Origin of the sequence: Agrobacterium sp. InxBP2 (genome assembly GCF_026191755.1) — a bacterium.
GTDB lineage: Bacteria > Pseudomonadota > Alphaproteobacteria > Rhizobiales > Rhizobiaceae > Agrobacterium > Agrobacterium pusense.
In genome coordinates, this window is the sequence record NZ_JAINDY010000026.1 from 194,105 (window position 1) to 212,968 (window position 18,864).

Annotated in this window: 17 protein-coding genes; 6 read left to right on the forward strand and 11 right to left on the reverse strand. The window is 60.5% G+C overall.

Annotation, left to right across the window (positions count from 1 at the left end):
• Positions 1-49: 49 nt before the first annotated feature.
• The 5 genes from K7A42_RS08925 to K7A42_RS08945 all read right to left on the reverse strand — a co-directional run bounded on the left by K7A42_RS08925 (position 50) and on the right by K7A42_RS08945 (position 5,398).
• Positions 50-1,387 carry a sensor histidine kinase gene (locus tag K7A42_RS08925; protein ID WP_006698137.1) on the reverse strand — a complete coding sequence of 446 codons (1,338 nt, stop codon included), beginning with the start codon at positions 1,385-1,387 and terminating at the stop codon, positions 50-52.
• Positions 1,388-1,408: 21 nt separating this feature from the next.
• Positions 1,409-2,062 carry a response regulator transcription factor gene (locus K7A42_RS08930; RefSeq protein ID WP_004437591.1) on the reverse strand — a complete coding sequence of 218 codons (654 nt, stop codon included), beginning with the start codon at positions 2,060-2,062 and terminating at the stop codon, positions 1,409-1,411.
• Between the two features lie 66 nt (positions 2,063-2,128).
• Complete coding sequence (locus tag K7A42_RS08935) at positions 2,129-3,796, reverse strand: phosphoethanolamine transferase (protein ID WP_044459493.1); 1,668 nt, start codon at positions 3,794-3,796, stop codon at positions 2,129-2,131.
• A 186-nt stretch (positions 3,797-3,982) separates the two neighbouring features.
• A complete protein-coding gene (locus tag K7A42_RS08940; protein ID WP_022563408.1) occupies positions 3,983-4,246 on the reverse strand; it encodes a spike base protein, RCAP_Rcc01079 family in 264 nt (87 codons plus the stop codon).
• 240 nt (positions 4,247-4,486) lie between these two features.
• Complete coding sequence (locus K7A42_RS08945; RefSeq protein ID WP_037090568.1) at positions 4,487-5,398, reverse strand: LysR family transcriptional regulator; 912 nt, start codon at positions 5,396-5,398, stop codon at positions 4,487-4,489.
• Between the two features lie 188 nt (positions 5,399-5,586).
• Between K7A42_RS08945 and K7A42_RS08950 the strand changes: the two genes are divergently transcribed.
• From K7A42_RS08950 to K7A42_RS08975, 6 genes are all read left to right on the forward strand, one after another.
• Positions 5,587-7,719, forward strand: a complete 2,133-nt coding sequence (locus K7A42_RS08950) for a TonB-dependent siderophore receptor (protein WP_282455075.1) — start codon at positions 5,587-5,589, stop codon at positions 7,717-7,719.
• A gap of 28 nt (positions 7,720-7,747) precedes the next feature.
• Positions 7,748-8,650, forward strand: coding sequence for an iron-siderophore ABC transporter substrate-binding protein (locus K7A42_RS08955; protein WP_162696227.1), 903 nt, complete (start codon positions 7,748-7,750; stop codon positions 8,648-8,650).
• Positions 8,647-10,611, forward strand: a complete 1,965-nt coding sequence (fhuB, locus tag K7A42_RS08960) for a Fe(3+)-hydroxamate ABC transporter permease FhuB (RefSeq protein ID WP_136883274.1) — start codon at positions 8,647-8,649, stop codon at positions 10,609-10,611. The genes K7A42_RS08955 and fhuB overlap by 4 nt, the downstream gene beginning before the upstream one ends.
• A gap of 34 nt (positions 10,612-10,645) precedes the next feature.
• The gene (locus K7A42_RS08965) at positions 10,646-11,455 is read left to right on the forward strand and encodes an ATP-binding cassette domain-containing protein (protein WP_004437605.1); all 810 of its coding nucleotides are present in this window, start codon (positions 10,646-10,648) and stop codon (positions 11,453-11,455) included.
• A 248-nt stretch (positions 11,456-11,703) separates the two neighbouring features.
• Positions 11,704-12,231 (forward strand): DUF992 domain-containing protein, encoded by a 528-nt coding sequence (locus K7A42_RS08970; protein WP_112555342.1) that lies wholly within the window; start codon positions 11,704-11,706, stop codon positions 12,229-12,231.
• A 98-nt stretch (positions 12,232-12,329) separates the two neighbouring features.
• The gene (locus K7A42_RS08975; protein ID WP_112555344.1) at positions 12,330-12,728 is read left to right on the forward strand and encodes a c-type cytochrome; all 399 of its coding nucleotides are present in this window, start codon (positions 12,330-12,332) and stop codon (positions 12,726-12,728) included.
• Between the two features lie 2 nt (positions 12,729-12,730).
• Here the strand turns inward: K7A42_RS08975 and recX are convergent, their stop codons facing one another.
• The 6 genes from recX to K7A42_RS09005 form a co-directional block, all read right to left on the reverse strand.
• Entirely contained in the window at positions 12,731-13,321 is a 591-nt protein-coding gene (gene recX, locus K7A42_RS08980; protein ID WP_112555346.1) for a recombination regulator RecX, read from the reverse strand.
• Between the two features lie 62 nt (positions 13,322-13,383).
• Positions 13,384-14,304: an SMP-30/gluconolactonase/LRE family protein gene (locus K7A42_RS08985; RefSeq protein ID WP_006698128.1), complete on the reverse strand. Its 921-nt coding sequence runs from the start codon at positions 14,302-14,304 to the stop codon at positions 13,384-13,386.
• Between the two features lie 32 nt (positions 14,305-14,336).
• The gene (locus tag K7A42_RS08990) at positions 14,337-15,284 is read right to left on the reverse strand and encodes an ABC transporter permease (protein WP_004437622.1); all 948 of its coding nucleotides are present in this window, start codon (positions 15,282-15,284) and stop codon (positions 14,337-14,339) included.
• Positions 15,281-16,222 carry an ABC transporter permease gene (locus K7A42_RS08995; RefSeq protein WP_282455076.1) on the reverse strand — a complete coding sequence of 314 codons (942 nt, stop codon included), beginning with the start codon at positions 16,220-16,222 and terminating at the stop codon, positions 15,281-15,283. Before K7A42_RS08995 ends, K7A42_RS08990 begins: the two co-directional genes overlap by 4 nt.
• Positions 16,219-17,682 carry an ATP-binding cassette domain-containing protein gene (locus tag K7A42_RS09000; protein ID WP_112555350.1) on the reverse strand — a complete coding sequence of 488 codons (1,464 nt, stop codon included), beginning with the start codon at positions 17,680-17,682 and terminating at the stop codon, positions 16,219-16,221. Before K7A42_RS09000 ends, K7A42_RS08995 begins: the two co-directional genes overlap by 4 nt.
• 89 nt (positions 17,683-17,771) lie before the next feature.
• Positions 17,772-18,788 (reverse strand): ABC transporter substrate-binding protein, encoded by a 1,017-nt coding sequence (locus K7A42_RS09005; RefSeq protein ID WP_004437634.1) that lies wholly within the window; start codon positions 18,786-18,788, stop codon positions 17,772-17,774.
• Positions 18,789-18,864: the final 76 nt, after the last annotated feature.

Genomic DNA, 18,864 nt, shown 5'->3' on the forward strand with positions numbered 1-18,864 from the left:
AAAACCAGCAAAGCCCCGCCCTTCCGGCGGGGCTTTTTCTTTTTTGCGTTCAGGCGGCTTCGCTAGGAATGATCACGCGGGCTTCAAAACCGTCCTGCTGACCTTCTGCGGGAGAGGAAAGCACCAGTTTTCCGCCGGTCTGTTCCACCAGGCTTTTGACGATGGCCAGACCGAGCCCGGTGCCGTCAGCCGTAGACTGGCCTCTGGTGAAACGTGTCGTCAGCTTGGGCAACAACACCGGATCGACGGTCGGCCCGGCATTTACGACGCGGATCGCGCCGTCTGTTTCCGCAATCACCTGCACGGGGCTTTTCGGCGGGCTGTGAATCAACGCATTTTCGAGAAGGTTGCGGATGATGATACCGAAGGCATCCGGACCGATCCTGCCGGACAGGGCGCCTTCACAGCGATTGGTGAAGCGGATGCGAGACGCCCCTATCGCCGTCCTGCTCATATCGTCGATAACGAGTTCGAGCACGGGGATGAGATCGCTTGTCTTATCCGTGAGCCCGATCCTGGCTTCAGCCCGGGACATCTGAAGCAGTTTCTCAGCGAGGTGGGCGAGGTGCTGCAGGGATTTTTCGATGTTTTCAACGCGTGGCGCAAGCTCCGGGGGGATATCGGCGTGCAGCCGCTGCGCCTGCGCCAGCGCACCGGCAATCGGGGTTCGCAATTCGTGGGCGCTATTGGCGGTGAATTCCCGCTCCGCCTCGATTGTCGAGCGCAGCCGCCCAAGCAGCAGGTTGACCGATCGCGCAATGGGGTGCAGTTCGGGCGGGAAGGGCTGAGTTGCAAGCGGCGCGAGATTGCCGCCGTCCTTCTTGCCGATTTCGTCGCGTAAGGTTTGCACCGGCTGAAGCGTTCGCCGCACGACGAGGATGACCGCAAAAATGCTGGCAGGAATGAGAATGAGCACGGGCAACACCAGCGCCGTGCCTGCCTCCACGATTGCCTCGCGGCGATTTGCGAATGCATCGGCGACCTGCAGGAAATAGTTGCCGTCGGGTGAGGCGACCGTGAAGATGCGCTGCGACGATGTTTCTGAAAAACCGGGGTCGAGAGAGACTTCGAAAGGCTCCGTCGAACTGTCATGCGAATGCAGCACGACCTGGCCTTCTCGGTCGCGAACCTGATAGGTCAGATATTCCGCTCCCTCCGCCGACTGGTTGAGCTTCTGCGCGGCCGGCGCGGTATTGTTCTCACGCAGGTCGTCGAGCAGAAGCGGCAGCAGTCTTTCCGCGGTTTCCTCGAGACCGGCATCGAAAATCTCAGCGAACTCGTCCTGCATCACCATGACGCCCAAACCGCAGGCGAGAAGCCATGATATGGCGACAACGCTGGTCAGCGCCATCACGAGTTTGCGGGTCATGCTGGTCGGTCTGGCCATCTGTATCTGCCTGGGGTTCGTCTATTTGATCGTGTAGCCAACGCCACGCACCGTCTCGACGCGGTCATGGCCGATTTTCTTGCGCAGCCGGCTGATATAGACTTCGACCGTGTTGCTCTCTATTTCCGCGCCGAATTCGTACAGGGTATCGTGCAGCTGCGCTTTCGAGACGACTGCGCCGGGATGCTCGACCAGTTTCTCCAGCACGGCCCATTCGCGGGCGCTGAGCGTCTGCGCCGTGCCATCGACCGTGATGTTGCGCGCTACCTGGTTGATCTCGATGCCGGGCAGGCGGATGACGGGGGCAGAACGCCCCTCGTAACGGCGCGAGACCGCCAGCATGCGTGCTGAAAGTTCGTTGAGATCGAAAGGCTTGACCAGATAATCGTCCGCGCCGGCATTGAGCCCGGCAATCCGGTCGGAGACCTGGTCATGCGCCGTCAGAATGATGACCGGCGTGGCGTCGTCGCGCTTGCGCAGGCTTTGCAGAAGGGTGATGCCCTCGCCGTCAGGCAGTCGCATGTCGAGCAGGATCAGGCCGTAACCCATCGTCAGCGTCGCCGCCATGGCGTCGCCCAGCGTCTTGAACCAGTCGACAGCGTGACCCGCCGCGGCCACATGGTCCCGCAGCGCCTCCCCCAGCACATGATCGTCTTCAACAAGCAGAACCCGCAAGACAGCTCCCTCTATCGCGTCGTCTTGCGTATCTTGTTCTCCGGATAAGCGTCAAGCACTGTCTGTTCAGCTCGTCCGGCGTTGGGTACAGCCGCTGAAGACATCGAGCGAGGGATCGTAGACCGAGGTGGAGACGTTCATCATTCCAAGGATGCTGTGGAAATAATTGTCGTGCGAGCGCCCGCCCTCTGCCGCGCTTTTCGCAAGGCAGGCCTTGTCCAGTCCCATGGATTTGGCAAAATCGTCATCGAACCACACGAGAAACGGCACATGGGTCTGCTGGTCGGGCGCGAGGAGATAGGGCGCGCCATGCAGGTAGACGCCGTTTTCGCCAAGCGACTCGCCGTGGTCCGAGGCGTAGATCATGCCTGTTGCCAGCTTGTCGGAACGCGCCTTCAGCTTGTCGATCACGGTCGAGAGGAAGTGGTCGGTATAAAGAAGCGTGTTGTCGTAGGAGTTGACGATTTCGGCGTCGCTGCAATTGCCAAGCTCGGCGGTGCGGCAGTCCGGCGTGAACTTGCGGAACTCGTCGGTGTAACGCAGGTAGTAGGTCGGACCATGGCTGCCCATCTGGTGCAGCACGATGACACTATCCTTCTTGACGTTATCGAGCCAGGCGTCGAGCTTGTCGAAAAAGATGTCGTCGCGGCATTCCCCGCCGGTGCAGAAGCGGCTGTCGTTGGTGGAAGGCAGGTCGAAATAGGGGATACGGTCGGCGACGTCCTTGCTGCCGGTATTATTGTCCAGCCAGGTCGCGCTGACCCCTGCATGGACGAGGACATCCATGACATTTTCATTCGCAAGCGCCTTCTTGTGGCTATATTGCGAGCGCGTGAATTGCGAGAACATGCAGGGAATGGAAATCGCCGTCGCGGTGCCACAGCTCGTTGTGCTGGGGAAATAGACCACATCGCGCTTCTTGAGCTCCGGATTGGTTTCCCGCCCGTAGCCATTAAGCGAAAAATTCGCCGCGCGGGCAGTTTCGCCCGCAACGATGACGGTAATGCGTGGCTTATGCACGTTACCCAATGCGGGCAGGACTTTGGCGTCCTTGCCGATTGGGCTGACCTGAATATCGACTTCCTTGCCGGCCTGCGTGAAATAATGCACCGTCGACATGATCGGTGACAACGGATTGACGCTCTTGACGATATCCTTGTGCTGGCGAATGGCGGTGGTGAAGGTCTTGGAGTTGGCGAAGCTGATGATGCCGGTTATGGCAAGGCAGACCAGGATGCTGATCGTGTTCCACAGAAGCTTGTCGAGGATCGGCCGGTGCCGGATGCGGACGGCGACGACGACGAGAGACGGCACCAGCCCGTAAATCGCCATATGCCAGAGAAAGCCGGGCGTGATCAGATTGCCCGCTTCCGCCTGCGTCGTCTCCATGGCGTTGCGGATCATGTCGCTGTCGATGACGATACCATAGCGATCCATGAACCAGGACGCCGCCGCCGCCGCGAAGATCAGGACGATCAGAAACGGCCTGAGGAGATATTTGGCGGAGAAAATCGTGATGAGCGCGCCGAAAAAGGCGATCATGGCAACATAGAGCGCGACGATGGCGACCGGATAGGCGGAAAGATAGGTATGAACCTTCGACCAGAATGTCCGGTTCGTGAAAAACAGAAGATAAGCCGCCGTTAGCAGGCTCAGCGCCACGCTGCCGATTTCCGGACGATAAGTTGTTGTTCCCGTCGCTTTCGCGGTAAAAAGAGCCACTGCCAGATCCACCAAATTTTCGATAGGCCGGCGGCGATGACAAGCGAGCGCAAACGCCCCTTTCCGGTTTGCCGCATGGGCCGGTCAATGGCGCATGCAGGATTTTGCTGACATCAACCTGAAAGCTTGTCATGAAAGTGTCATGTTGCATGGCATTGCCTCCATAGTGTGTGTGGCGCTGTTGCCGCGGAAAGACCATCAGTTGAGCCCGACAATGCCGGTTGCGGTGGTGCGCGTCGAAAATATCCGCGTTGCGCGGACCGGCAGCAGGCTGCCGGCGGGCAGGTTCTGGAAGGTCACGGTTGCCCCGGAAAGCACAGTCAGGCAAAGATGTCCGCCATTGCCCACATAGATCGCGCGTGTGGCGCAAGGAAGCGGCTTTGCATCGTCCGGAACGACGTCAAAAGCGTGGGAAGCCGGTGATTCGAGGCCGGCGGCGTAGTGGTCGTAAATCTCAGCCATTGCTGTCTCCCATAAATCGAAATCTGTCGCGATTATGCAGTGGGCCGGGGCGGCGGGGAGATGCGGGGAAGGAGATTTTTACCCGGTCACCGGAACGACGTCCGGCAGGCAGCCATCTGCCCGGCAATTCCGGGCATTGCGGCGCACCGTCGTCGCTCGATCAATGCCGCGCGACGGAGGGCGGCGGATTTTTCGTCCCCGGCGAACAAGGTGCGACACGGATATTTCCTTCCACGCGGCTCAATTGCGGGCGTGGAGAATGAAGGCCCTGACGGCGGGCGAGGCTTCGGTTTTCCGGTGGGCGATGGCGAGGTCCGACGTCGTGGCGCTTGCCGCAAGCGGCACATAGCGCACGCCGGGCAACCGCAGGCAATCAAGCGAGCGCGGCACCAGCGCAACGCCAAGGCCAATGGCCACCATGCTGACAATGGTCGTGTAGTCCCTGCCTTCCGGGCTGATTGCCGGCTGGAACCCGGCTTCGTTGCAGGCCTCGATGGTGTTGTAATGAAAGCCGACATCCGGCGGCTGTCGCGGCGTGATGAAGGCTTCACCGGAAAGATTTTTCAGATCGACCTGCGGGGCAAAAGCCAAAGGATGGTTTTCCGGCAGCGCTGCCATCAAGGGCTCCCGCAACACCACGTGGGTTGTCACACCTTCCGGAACAGGGGCGGGCGGGCGGATAAAGGCGAAATCCAGATTGCCGTCGGCAATCCTGGCCAGTTGCAGCCGCATTTCCATCTCGATCAATTGCAGCTCCACATCGGGATGGGAGGCGCGGAAACTGGCGATCGACTGTATCATCAACCCGGAATAGGCGGCGGAGGCGACATAACCGATGGAGATGCGCCCGGTTTCGCCGCGGCCGACACGCTTCAGCGTTGCAAGCGTCGCCTCGGCATTCGAAAGGATTTTCCGGGCATCCTCGTAAAGAAGCTGGCCTGGCATGGTGAGCTTCACCGACCGCCTTGTGCGATCAAGCAACGGCATGCCGACGATCTGTTCAAGCGCCATGATCTGCTGGCTCAAACCCGGCTGGGCAATGCCGAGGCGGGCAGCGGCGCGCTCGAAATTGCGCTCGTCCACCAGCGTGGTGAAATAGCGCAGATGCCGCAGCTCGAACGCGTCAGCCCGGTTCGCCGGTTTTCTGCCCATTGTCAGCGCCTTTTTTGGCAGGTTTTGAATAATTCCAAACTATTATGGAGAAAGATTTCATAACCAAAAATTATGAAAAAATCCAGTTTCACTTATTGGATCGAAATCCGCACCTTGCGTAATAAGATGACTTTAATTCTCCAGTAAATGACTGCCTATGGCTGGTGCGGGTGACGAGGGATTTTGGCGTGCAGGGAAAAATCAAACACATTTCCATTCTGGCTGGTGGCTGCGCCGCCATTGCTTATGTGGCGTTCCTGGCCCCGGCTTCCGCCCTTGCTCAGGACGCCGGAACCACGGTGCTGCAGACCATCACCGTTGACGGCGCGAAAAATCAGGACCCCAAGGCGCCCGTGAAGGGTTATGTGGCAACAACCAGCGCCAGCGCCACCAAGACAGGGCGATCCCTGATCGAGACGCCGCAATCGGTATCCGTCATCACCAGAGATCAGATGGATGCGCAGGATGTCCGCAATCTCGGCGAGGCGCTGAATTACGTCCCGGGGGTGGTTGCGCAGCCGTTCGGCGCCGATCCGCGTTTCGATGCGCCGCGCATTCGCGGCTTTCAGGGGAATCAGCTGCAGTTCCTCAATGGTCTGCGGTTGATGCGGCCGGCCGGTGCGCCTTCTTTTGAGGTCTACGGTCTGGAGCGCGTGGAGGTCATTCGCGGGCCCGCTTCCGTGCTCTACGGGCAGGGCAATCCCGGCGGCCTTATCAATCTCAGCAGCAAACGGCCGACCTTCGAACGGTTCGGTGAAGTCGGTGCGCAGATCGGCAGCTTCGATTATTATCAGTCGATGTTCGATATTGGCGGCCCGGTGGCGGATAGCGACAGTTTCGCCTATCGCCTGACCGGCCTTGCGCGCAACGCCCATGCCCAGACGGACAATTTGCAGAACGACCGTTATTTCATCGCGCCGGCTCTCACATGGCAGCCGGACGAGGATACGAAGCTGACTGTTCTTGCCTCCTATCAGCACGACAATCCGAGTTCGCCCTCCGGCCTGCCGCCGGCGCTGACCTATTTCAGACCCGGCAATATGCTGGACCGCAGCTTTTATGTCGGTGATCCGTCCTTCGATACATCAAACCGCAAGTTCACCAATATCGGTTATGAATTTGAACACCGCTTCGATGAGACCTTCACCTTCCGTCAGAATGCGCGTTATTCCAATTTCGACTGGTCCTACCGCGCGCTCGGCATGTCTTCGACCAGCGGCGGCATGATAGGCAATCTCATCCGTCGCAATGCGACGTTCCAGGACGAGCTGCTGAACACCTTCAACATTGACAACAGCCTCCAGGCGGATTTTTCCACGGGGCCGATCGATCATACCCTGCTTGTCGGGCTGGATTACCGCTATTTCGACAATAACGTCAAAACCGAGTTCTGGGCCGCAACGCCGCTCAATCCCGTCAATCCTGTTTATGGCGGGCCGATCAGCCTTACCTCGCGCACGCTTTATGCCGATGTGAAGACCGATATTTCCCAGATCGGCCTTTATGCGCAGGACGAGATGGCGATCGAGAACTGGCGCATCACTGCCGGCCTGCGGCAGGACTGGGCAAGCACCAGCGGCACGACCTTCAATGGCACCACCTATCGCACGCTCGACAAGGATGACCACAAGCTGACCGGTCGTGTCGGCGTCAGCTATCTGTTTGATGGCGGGATCGCGCCCTATGTCAGCTATGCAACCTCCTTCGAGCCGGTGCCGCAGCCGGCTGTCGGTGATGCGCCAAAACCGACCACCGGTGAACAATGGGAAGCGGGTGTCAAATACCAGCCGGAAGGTTTCGACGGTTTCTTTTCGGCGGCGATCTACGATCTGAAACAGAAGAACGTCACAACGACGGTTGGTGGCGTGACGCAGCAGATGGATGAGGCGCACGTGAAAGGCCTAGAGCTTGAAGGCGTTGCAAGCCTTGTCGACGGGCTCGACCTGCGCGCGGCCTATACCTACATGGACAGCGAGGTCTCCGGCCGTGTGAATAATGGGAACGAGCTTGATAGCACCCCCCGGCACGCCGCCAGCCTTTGGCTCGATTACACCTTCCCGGAAGATACCGCGCTCGAAGGTTTCGGCATCGGCGGCGGTGTTCGTTACGTTGGAAAACGTTACGGCGATGCCGCCAATACCTTTGAGATGAAGGGGCTCGCCCTGCTCGACCTCGGCGTGCATTACGAGAAGAACGGCTACCGCGCCTCGCTTATGGTGCAAAACTTGACTGATAAAGAATATATTTCTAGTTGCTCCACTTTCGGATGCTATTACGGTGACGGAAGAACGGTCATGGGCAAGCTGACCTATCGTTGGTAACGCCACATCTAAGTGAAGCAGCAGGGGCATGACGCGCAAGGATCGATGGATGTCTCCCGTTTGGGGACGGCGGGAGTTTTTGGCCCTGCTCGCTGCTGCGGCCTTTGCTGGCGCGACGCGGGCACAGTCGACCCCGCGCATTGCCGCCATTGACTGGGCGATGCTCGAAACAGCCGTGGCCCTTGGCGTCATGCCGGTAGCGGCGACCGAGCTTATCCAGTTCCGGGCGGGTGCGGTGGAGCCCGAAATCCCGGAAACCGTCGCCGATCTCGGCCTGCGCGGCGCTCCGAATTTCGAGCTCCTGCAACTGACCCGACCCGATCTCATTCTGATCTCGCCCTTCTACACCCGCTACACCGGCAGGCTTGAAGCTATCGCGCCGGTCTTCTCGTTGCCCTTTTACGTAAAGGGCGAGCCGCCTTTCGCAAAGGCGCTGGCGGCAGTCACGGCGCTTGGTGAAAAGCTCGGGCGGGCCGAAGAGGCGCGCAGGGTTCTGGGTGAAACGGAAGCGGCGCTGCACGCCATGCGGACCCGCCTCGCCGGATTTGCGGCGCGGCCGACCTATGTGATCAATATCGGCGACGCGCGGCATTTTCGCGCTTTCGGTGCGGACAGCATGTTCGGGGATGTTCTTGGCCGGCTGGGGCTCGCCAATGCCTGGGTGGATCGCTCGCAATTCACTTTCGCGGCTCCGGTCCCGATTGAAAACCTCGCGGCCTCGCCGGATGCCCGCATCGTCGTCGTCTCCGATATTCCGGTCGAGGCACGGGAAACGTTGCGCAACAGCGCAATCTGGCGGGCACTGCCTGCCGTGCGGGAAAACCGCGTTGTGACGCTTGCCAATGTCGCCCCCTATGGCGGCATCACCGCCGGCATGCGTTTTGCGCGGCTTCTGACCGAAGCGCTTTCGGTGCGGGGGGAAGCCCTGTGACGGCGCGCCCTCTCCAGATTGTCCTGGGGCTGCTGTTCGCTCTCGCCTGCGGGCTCTCCTTGCATGCAGGGCTGCTCCGGCTGCCGTTCAGCGCATGGCCCAGTCCACCGTTCGATGCTGCCAGCCTGTCGATGGATCAGGTGATTTTCGCCTTCAGCCTGATGCCCCGCGTGGCGGTTTCCGTTCTGGCGGGCGCGATGCTCGGTCTGTCCGGGGCGCTTTTCCAGCAATTGCTGCGCAATCCGATTGCCGATCCTTCGACGCTCGGCATCTCGGCCGGCGCGCAACTGGCCATCGTCATCGCCACCCTGTTTTTTCCGTCTGTTCTGGACGGCAACCGCGCCCTGGTGGCGCTTGCCGGGGCCGCTGCGGCCGCGGGTATTGTCTTCCTGCTTGGCTGGCGGCGCTCCTTCGAGCCGGTGACCATGGTGGTGTCAGGATTGCTGGTCGGCATCACCGCCGCTTCCGTTTCCGCGGCGCTGACGCTCGCGCAGGGCGAATATCTGATGTCTCTGGTGGTCTGGAACGGCGGCTCGCTCAGCCAGCAGGACTGGTCGAACGCCCTGTCTCTCACCTGCCAGCTTCTGGCAGGGCTCGTTCTGACCGGCCTGCTGATAAGGCCTTTGACGGTTCTCGGTCTCGGCGATTCCGGTGCTCGATCGCTCGGCGTATCGCTGTTTTCGATCAGGCTCGCGGTTGCGGCCGTCGCGGTCATGCTGGCCGCCTTCGTTGCTTCTGCGGTCGGTCTCGTCAGCTTTATCGGTCTTGCCGCACCGGCACTCACCCGGGCGCTGGGCGTGCGGCGCTCGTCTTCCGTTCTGTTCGTTTCGCCGCTGCTCGGCGGTCTGCTTCTATGGTTCTGCGATAGTCTGGTCCAGCTTCTGGCAAGCACGACGGCGGAAGTTTTTCCAACGGGAGCGGTGACGGCCCTGATCGGCGGTCCGCTGCTTCTGTGGCTCCTGCCGAAAATCCGGCCGACAGACGTGCAGCGCGGTGAAGGCGTCGAGCTTGCGACAAGACGCCGGCTTACGTCCCTGCTGCCTGCACTGGCCATCATGGCGGTGCTGGTGTCTGCCGCACTCGCCGTTGGCAAGGGACCGGATGGCTGGGAAATGCTGAAGGCGGACGATCTGCAAAGCCTGTTGCCGTTCCGCTGGCCCCGGCTGCTGGCCGCCATGGCCGCTGGCGGTCTTCTCGCGATGGCGGGTGCTCTTTTGCAGCGACTGACAGGCAATCCGATGGCGAGCCCGGAGGTGATCGGCGTCAGCGGCGGTGCGGGCCTCGGTTTTGCCGTCGCCATCACCATTTTTCCGGCAGCAGGCCTGCTGGAACTGTTTTGCGGCGCCGGCATCGGCTCGGCGGTCGTCATGATCCTTGTGCTCTTCTTCGCCGTGCGCAGACACCTCCCGCCGGAAAAGATACTGCTCGCGGGCATTGCCGTCAGTTCGCTCTGCTCGGCGGTGCTTTCGGCGCTGCTTGCCATTGGCGACCAGCGGGCATGGCAGATCCTCGCCTGGCTCAGCGGCTCGGGTTCGACGGCAACGCCGGCTTCGGCGATCTTTCTCGCCGTTCTTTCCATCGTGCTTCTGGCGGGAGCGTTATCGGTCACGCGCTGGCTGACGATCCTGCCGCTTGGGCGGGATGTGCCGCTCTCCCTCGGCCTGCCGCTCGGCGCTGCGCGAACCGCCGTCATCGCCGTGGCCGGCATTGCCACCGGTGCCGCCTCGCTGCTGGTTGGTCCCTTGAGTTTCGTCGGGTTGATGGCGCCCCATATTGCGCTGCGCTCCGGTTTCACAACGCCACGTGACCATCTCTTCGCCTCCTTCCTGTTCGGCGCGGTGCTGATGGCGCTTTCCGATCTTGGCGCGCGGACGGTGACCTTTCCCTATGAACTGCCGCTCGGACTTTTTGCGGCGCTTGCCGGCGCGCCCTATCTGATCTGGCTTTCAGGCAGGCGATGATGAATTTTTTGAAAGATGTATGGAGATGAGAAGCATGGGTCAGGCAGTGCCCGCGGCCGGTTACGATGATATGCCGCTTTTTTCTCTGGATGGCGTCACCATGGAAGTGCCGGGCAGGACATTGCTGCAGCCGCTGACGGCCAGTTTTGCGACCGGCAAGACCATCGGCCTGATCGGCCATAACGGTTCGGGAAAATCCACGCTGCTGAAGATTCTCGCACGGATACAGGAGCCGACGGCGGGCCGGGTGTCCTTCGAAGGGAAGGCGCTTGCCGCCTGGGGCAATCGGGAATTTGCGCGAAAGCTCGCCTATCTGCCGCAATACACGCCGGCCGCTTCCGGCATGCTGGCCAAAGAACTGGTTGCACTTGGCCGTTATCCCTGGCACGGCGCCCTGGGCCAGTTTACGAAGGCGGATCAGGAAAAAGTGGACGAGGCGATCGAGCTTACCGATACCGTTGCCTTCCGCGACCGGCTGGTGGATACGCTTTCGGGTGGCGAGCGTCAGCGCGTCTGGCTTGCCATGCTGGTGGCCCAGAATGCCGAAAGCCTGCTTCTCGATGAACCCATCTCCGCACTCGACCTGGCGCACCAGATCGAGGTGCTTTCGCTGGTGCAGAGACTGTCGCGTGAAAAAGGCCTTGGCGTCATCGTCGTGCTGCACGACGTCAACATGGCGGCACGCTTCTGCGACGAGATCGTCGCGCTGCATTCCGGCCGGTTGATTGCCCGGGGAACGCCGGAAGAGATCATGACGCCGGAGACGCTGGAGCGCATCTATGGCGTGCGAATGGACGTGATGACCCACGCCGCCACCGGCCTTCCCGTGGCCCTGCCGTTCTGATGTTGTTGCTGCAGAACCACGCCCGCCAACGCTTGCTGTTGATGGTGATTCCGCACGCATTTCCCGCCCTAACAATGTCTTAATGGCATCCTACCGCCATCAGACATTGTTAACCGTTCGGCTTTCATCGCCTCCAATTAAGTTGTTTTGGATCGATTTCAGGGAACAAACGTTAACAGTGCGGAATTCAATATCCGGAGAGGGCAAGAAGGGCTGCTGCGGGTAGGAATAAAACAGGAGATAATCAGATGAATAAGGCTGTTGCCGTAACTTTTGCCGCATTGACGATGGGCCTTGGCGGAACCGCATCCGCACTCGCTGCCGACCTTGCACGATACGAGCCGGCTCCGCAGGAGCAGGACGATCGCAACGGCGTCAAGATCGGTTACCTTACCTGCGATATCGGCGGCGGCGTCGGTTACGTTCTCGGCTCGGCCAAGGAACTGGATTGCACCTTCCAGTCCACGATCGGCGCACGTCGTACCGACCACTATAGCGGCGCTATCCGCAAGATGGGCGTTGACCTTGGTTTCACCACGCAGGGCCGTCTGGTCTGGGCCGTTTTCGCCCCGACAGCCGGTTACCACCGCGGTTCGCTTGGCGGCCTCTATCAGGGCGCAACGGCTGAAGTCACCGTCGGTCTCGGCGTTGGCACGAACGTTCTCGTCGGCGGTACTTCCGGCTCGATCCAGCTGCAGACAGTGAGCGTGACCGGCCAGGTTGGCCTCAACCTCGCCGCCACCGGCACCTCGGTGACGCTGACGGCCATGAACTGATCCGGCTGATGCCCGGAGGCTAGAGCCGGGCATTAGGTCGCATGACAAAACACGCCCTCTTCGTTGTCAGACGCAGAGGGCGTTGTATTATCAAGGGTATGATGTCCCCGATCAAAAAAGTCGCGGCCGCGGCCGCGTTCATCCTCCTCCCGGCGTCGGGCGCTTTCTCCGAAGGCGATGCTGCGCATGGCGAGAAGGTTTTCAGCCGCTGCTCCACCTGCCACAGCATCGACGCGCCGCGCACCCGCATGGGGCCGCATCTGATGGGCGTGGTCGGAAGACCCATCGCATCTATCGCTGACTACAGCCACTATTCACAGGCGCTGAAGGATGCTGGAGCGGCAGGCAGGGTTTGGTCGGAGGAGGAGTTGCAGAAATTTCTGTCCAGTCCGAAGAAGGCGCTCCCGGGAAATGCAATGCGCTTTTTCGGCCTCTGGAGCGAGAGTGATATCGCCGATCTCATCGCTTATCTGAAAACCCGTCCGCTGCGACAATAACGTCAGAGCGGTGCTTCCGATAAAATATCTTCCGCTTCTTCCGTCGTCATCGACATAACCTTCGACCCGATTTCGAAACCAAAACCATTGCGGGCAAATGCCGAAAACTCCTTTGCCTTGCGCTTCTCATCAAGCTCGACCCGACGGTAAGGGCCAAAAGCGCGTTTTCGCGCAAAATTGATGGCTGCGACCAGATCGTCGGTTTCCTGAAGGACGACGGCTGCGGTCTCCCGGTCTATCCCCTTAAGCTGAAGCTTTTGCGCCAGCCCCCGTTTCGATTTGCCGCTGCGCTGCCCGCTTCGCACGGTGATTTCCGCAAAGGCCGTATCGTCAAGCGCCTTGATCTCATAAGCGAAACGCACCGCGAAATCGCCAAGCGCCTTTATCTGCGCGGCGCCGATATCCTCGAATTTTTCCCGTGCCTTGCGCATGATGGCGTCGCGCAGCTGCTTTTCCGTCATCATGCGTTGTTCCAGCCGGTATAGAGCGGAATTGCGTGCCCAGGAGAGCATGCGGCTGGTTGGTTCAACGGCCGGCGCTTTGCCGTCGAACTCCATATCGTCAGTCAGGAAGAGGTTGGAATCGTCACTCATGGGCCAATTATAGCGCTCTGAAGCGATCTTGCCACTTCCTGCCAGACCAGCGTTTTCGGATTTCAGGGTGTCTGTGCACCGGTTGCGGCGACATAGACCGAATAAAGCGATTTTGTCGCGGTGATGAACAGGCGGTTCTTTTTCGGCCCGCCGAAGGTGAGGTTCGCCACTGTCTGCGGCACCTTGATCTTGCCGATGAGTGTGCCGTCAGGCGCAAAGCAGTGCACGCCGTCACCGGCGCTCGTCCACAGATTGCCGGCCGTGTCGAGGCGAAAGCCATCTGGCAGGCCATTGTCGATATTGCAGAATTCCCGGCCGTTGGCGAGTTTTACGCCATCCACGACGTCGAAGACGCGGATATGGCGGGGTCGGGTGACATCGTGGCTGTAGGAACTGTCGGCAATGTAGAGCTTCGTTTCGTCAGGCGAAAATGCGAGGCCGTTCGGCTGCACGAAGTCGTCGATGGCGATGTCGATCTTTCCGGTAGCGGGATCGAGCCGGTAGACATTGCGGGTCTTCTGCTCCGGCTCGGCCTTGTAGCCCTCGTAATCGGACAGAATGCCGTAGGTCGGGTCGGTGAACCAGACGCTGCCATCTGATTTCACCACCACGTCATTGGGCGAGTTCAGCCGCTTGCCGTCGTAGCTATCGGCAAGGACGGTGATCGAGCCGTCGACCTCGGTGCGGGTGACGCGGCGGCCCCCATGTTCGCAGGACACAAGACGTCCCTGCCGGTCGCGGGTGTTGCCGTTGGTGAAGTTGGAGGGCTGGCGATAAACCGAGATTCCGCCATCCGGCACCCAGCGAAGCATGCGCTCATTGGGGATATCGCTGAAAAGCAGGCAGTTCAGGTCGGCGAACCACACCGGTCCCTCTGCCCAGCGGCAGCCCGAATAAAGCTCTTCCAGTTCGGCATTGCCGACGATCAGGTGGCGGAAACGGTCGTCGTGAATTTCGTAAGGTGAAGTCTTGTCTGTGGTCATGAGCGTGGTCCGCTTTGGCTTGTCGTTCGGGGTCAGCGCGTGGCCTTCGGGCCGCTCGCCAGAAGAATGACGGAGATGATGATGAGACCGGTGAGGATGAGGCGGATGCCCGCGCCGAAACCATAGGTATTCAGCATCGAGACCACCAGGAACATGAAGAGCGATGCGCCCCATATGCCGGGCACGTTGGAATCCCCTCCCGCCACCGCTGTGCCGCCAATGACAACGACGGCGATGGACATCAGCAGATATTCCGAGCCCATGTTGAGCGCCGCACCGCCGGAGAAGCTGGCGAGCAGATAACCCGCAATTGCCGCCAGCACCGCACAGAGGACGTAGGTGACGAAGCGTGCGCCATCCACGGGAATGCCGGTCATGCGCGCAGCGAAGGTGCTCTGGCCGATGGCGGCAATCCAGCGTCCGTAGAAGGAGCGGTCCAGCAGCAGCCATGCAATGACGGAAAGCAGCAGGGCGACCAGGGCGACGTTGGGAATGCCGAGAAAACTCGATGTGGCGAATGTGGCCAATGTTTCCGGCGGCTTGATGCGCAGGCCGCGGTTCGACCAGATGGCGATGGACTGCACGATGAAGCTCATGGAGAGCGTCGCGATGATCGGCGGGATGCGCAGGAGCTTGATCAGGGCATAATTGCCGATGCCGATGGCGATACCGATGAGGATGGCGATCAGCAATCCCGGCAGAATGAGGCTGTCCGATACATCCATGAACTTCAAGGCAAGCGTCCCCGACAGCGTCATCGTCGCGGGAACGCAGAGGTCGATATTTCCGGGCCCGAGCGTGATGACGAACATCTGGCCGATGCCGACGATGACAGAAAAGGCCGCGAAGGTGAGTGCTGCGTGCGACAGGCCGAATGAGCTTGCGCCGCCAGTGAAGAGCACGGTGATGATCCAAACCGCAATGGTTGCGGCAAAGGACCAGATCCACGGTTTTCTGGTGAGGGAAGAGAGCCCGTTCATTGATTTTTCTCCCGCTTTTCGAGACGGTTGAGCAGGATGCGCAATGCCAGCACAATGATGAGGATTGCACCTTGCGCGCCAATCTGCCAGTCCGGCGAAATCCGCATGAAGGAGAGGAAGGAGCCTGCAAGCGTCAGCGTCAGCGCGCCGATGACGGCACCGATGGGCGATACTCTTCCGCCGACGAATTCGCCGCCGCCGAGGATGACGCCGGCAATCGACAGCAGCGTGTAGCGCAGCGCGATATTGGCGTCGGCCGATGTCGTCAGGCCCACGAGGGTGATACCGGAGAGCACCGCGAAGAAACCGGCCAGCGCAAAGGTAGCGGCGCGGATGCCGATGACTGACCAGCCGGAACGCTCGACAGAGCGGAAATTTCCGCCGACGCCGCGCATCAACACGCCGAACGAGGAGCGCATGACGATGTAGTGGGCGATGACCGCAATCAGGATACTGGCGACGATCGCGATCGGCACGAAAGGCGGTTTCGCCGTCATCAGCGTGCGGATGAAGGCAGGCGCCTGGCCGCCGGGCGAGGGGAGAATGAGCACGGCGAGGCCGCCCCAGACGAAACTCATGCCGAGTGTGACGACGATGGAGGGCAGGGCGCGGATATGGATGATGGCGCCGAGCAGTGCATAAACCGCGATCGCCCCGGCAAAGATCGCAATACCGAGGAATGGCGTCGTTTGCAGGAAGGTCGCGGTGACGCAGGCGCAGAAACTGACGAAGGTGCCCATCGACAGGTCGAGATCGTTGACCGACATGATGAGCATCTGCGCAATGGTGGCGAGTGCAATCGGCACTGCCAGATTGAACAGCAGGTTCAAGCCGGTGTAGCTCATGGCACGCGGCTGCATGTAGAAGACCGCGGCGAGCAGGAAGGCGAGCGAGGCGGCGGGAATGATGAGGCGGAGTGCGTTTGCCGAAAGTTTCATGCGTGGTCTTCTCCGGCAAAGGAAGCGGCCAGCACATTCTGTTCAGTGATGTCCTCGCCCACCAGTTCGGCCTGAATGGCGCCGTCGCGGAAGACATAAACCCGGTCACAGAGACGGATTTCATCCATCTCGGTCGAGTACCAGATGAAGGTGCGGCCGTGAGAGGCTTCAGTTCTCAAGATATCGTAGACCTCCTGTTTGGTGCCGATATCGACGCCGCGCATCGGATCGTCCATCAAAACGGTGCCGGCGGTGGTGGCGAGCGCACGGGCAAAAAGCACTTTCTGCTGGTTGCCGCCGGAGAGAGACAGGATCTTGTTGCCCATGTCGGGCGTGCGAATTTCGATACGCTTTTTCCACTGCGCGCCCAGTTCGCTCTCCTTGCTCCTGTCCACAATGCCCGCGGATGAAATATCCCGCAGCGACGCGATGGAGAGGTTCTTCAGGATGCTCCACAGCGGGAAGGTGCCGTTGAGGCTGCGGTCGCCCGCGACGAAAGCGATATCGGTCTTGCGCGTCGGCAGCCAGCTGCTGTTGCGGGCAAGATAGAGGTCGAGAAGCGCTTCGGTCTGGCCATGGCCGCCGAGGCCGGCAAGGCCGATGATCTCTCCGCGGAAAGCCTCGAAGGCAAGGCCTTCGCCCCGGCGCGCCGGCATGGAAAGCACCTCTTCGCCCGCCTTGCGGCTCTCACCCTTTTGCCTGTCCTGCGGCTTGACGACGCTGCCCATGGCCTCCACCAGCGTCCGCGTGGTGAATTCGGCGGCGGGCCGGTTGGCTACCACGCGGCCATCCTTCATGACAACGATGCGGGTGGCGGTTGAAAGAATTTCACCGAGAATATGCGAGATCAACAGAACGGAGCCGCCGGTGCGCACAAAACGCCGGACATAATCCATCAACTGTTCGGCAAGGCCCGCGTCGAGCGAGGATGTCGGCTCGTCGAGAATGACCAGCCTCGGGGCTTCAGGCGTGCGGCAGAAATTGATGGCGATTTCCACCATCTGCCTCTCCGCAATGGAAAGCTCGGCAATCGTCAGTTCGCAATCGATGCCGTGGCCGGGAAAAATCTCGTCGAGCGTCTGGCGGATCATGGAAAGAGCGCGACTGCGCCAGTTCCGCCCGTTCATGGCGGCATGCATGATGCGGACGTTTTCGCTGATTGTCAGGTTGGGGCAGAGCGAGAGTTCCTGAAAGACGCAGCGCACGCCGCTCGCACGCGCAGCGGCTATGCCGTGGCGGTTCTGGTCCCCACGATAGGAAATGGAGCCTTCATGCGGTGTGAGCCCGCCATTGATGACATTGACGATGGTGGATTTGCCCGCGCCGTTGTGGCCGACGAGCCCGAGGCATTCCCCGGCGCGGATGACGAGATCGGCCCCGTCCAGCGCCCTGACCGCGCCGAACACGACCTTCACGCCGCGCGCGGCGACGACTTCTTCCGCCTCGATGATGTCATTCATGAGCAATTACGCCAGTGATCTGAAATTGAATGTGGGATAACTGCGGCGCTTCCTTCGAAAGCGCCGCAGGGTCAGGTAGGAACCGCGGGTTACTTCGCCGCGGAAATCACCTTCTGGGCATCCTCAAGCGAATATTCCACATTCGCCACGCCACCCTTCTGGGTGTTCTTGAGGTTGTCCTCGAGATTGGCCTGGTCGATGCGCAGGAAGGGAACCGTCAGGTCCTTCTTCACATCCTTGCCGTCGAGAATTTGCTGCGCCACCCAGAAAGCCAGCGTCGAAACACCGGGTGCGATGGAGACGGACATGGTCTCATAGCCGCTCGCATCCTTCTGCTGTTTCCACCATTGCAGCTCGTCTTCGCGGTTGCCCATGACGATGGTCGGCGTCGGGCGCTTGGCGGCGGCAAAAGCCTGGGCCGCACCGTAACCGTCACCACCCTGCGTTACGACGGCCGCGATCTCGGGAAGGCTTGGCAAAATGCCGGCAACGGCGCGCTGGGCGACATCCTGTGCCCAGTCGCCATTGACCGAACCAACGATCTTGAATTGCGGGTTCTTGGCGACGGCGTCGACAATACCAGCATGGATTTCGTCATCCACGGAAACACCGGCTAGGCCGCGAATTTCGAGCAGGTTGCCGCCCTTCGGCATGGCCTTGGCAAGGTAGTCGATCTGGCTTGCGCCCATGGCCTTGAAGTCGACCGCAATGCGCCATGCACAAGGCTCGGTGACGATGCCGTCGAAGGATACGACGGTGATGCCCGCATCGCAGGCTTCCTTAACCGCGCCGTTGAGTGCAGTCGGCGAAGCGGCGTTGATGACGATGGCGTCGTAACCCTGCAGGATCAGGTTCTGGATCTGCGCCGCCTGTTCGGTCGCCTGGTTTTCGGCTGTCGTGAAGGCGTCAGCTGCGGCCACCTGCTTGTCGGCAACCGCCTGCTTGGTGATCTTGTCCCAGCTGGTCAGCATCGCCTGACGCCAGGAATTGCCTGCGTAATTGTTAGAAAGCGCAATCTTTTTTGCCGACGTATCGGCATGAGCGGTGATCGGCAGCGCTGCACATGCGACAGCGGCCGATGCCAGAAGCATCTTCCTGAAAGCCATTTGATTTCCTCCCTCGTGGCTTGCCCTTTTCGAGCCCGGAATTCTCGCACGCCGCAAATCTCCTCGGCGGCAGGCG

Coding starts and splice junctions, on each gene's coding strand:
- K7A42_RS08945 (WP_037090568.1), bottom strand. CDS start 5,398: ATGGGCAGAAAACCGGCGAACCGGGCTGACGCGTTCGAGCTGCGGCAT.
- K7A42_RS08990 (WP_004437622.1), bottom strand. CDS start 15,284: ATGAACGGGCTCTCTTCCCTCACCAGAAAACCGTGGATCTGGTCCTTT.
- K7A42_RS08985 (WP_006698128.1), bottom strand. CDS start 14,304: ATGACCACAGACAAGACTTCACCTTACGAAATTCACGACGACCGTTTC.
- K7A42_RS08995 (WP_282455076.1), bottom strand. CDS start 16,222: ATGAAACTTTCGGCAAACGCACTCCGCCTCATCATTCCCGCCGCCTCG.
- K7A42_RS08975 (WP_112555344.1), top strand. CDS start 12,330: ATGATGTCCCCGATCAAAAAAGTCGCGGCCGCGGCCGCGTTCATCCTC.
- K7A42_RS08925 (WP_006698137.1), bottom strand. CDS start 1,387: ATGGCCAGACCGACCAGCATGACCCGCAAACTCGTGATGGCGCTGACC.
- K7A42_RS08965 (WP_004437605.1), top strand. CDS start 10,646: ATGGGTCAGGCAGTGCCCGCGGCCGGTTACGATGATATGCCGCTTTTT.
- K7A42_RS09000 (WP_112555350.1), bottom strand. CDS start 17,682: ATGAATGACATCATCGAGGCGGAAGAAGTCGTCGCCGCGCGCGGCGTG.
- K7A42_RS09005 (WP_004437634.1), bottom strand. CDS start 18,788: ATGGCTTTCAGGAAGATGCTTCTGGCATCGGCCGCTGTCGCATGTGCA.
- K7A42_RS08955 (WP_162696227.1), top strand. CDS start 7,748: ATGACGCGCAAGGATCGATGGATGTCTCCCGTTTGGGGACGGCGGGAG.
- K7A42_RS08970 (WP_112555342.1), top strand. CDS start 11,704: ATGAATAAGGCTGTTGCCGTAACTTTTGCCGCATTGACGATGGGCCTT.
- K7A42_RS08940 (WP_022563408.1), bottom strand. CDS start 4,246: ATGGCTGAGATTTACGACCACTACGCCGCCGGCCTCGAATCACCGGCT.
- recX (WP_112555346.1), bottom strand. CDS start 13,321: ATGAGTGACGATTCCAACCTCTTCCTGACTGACGATATGGAGTTCGAC.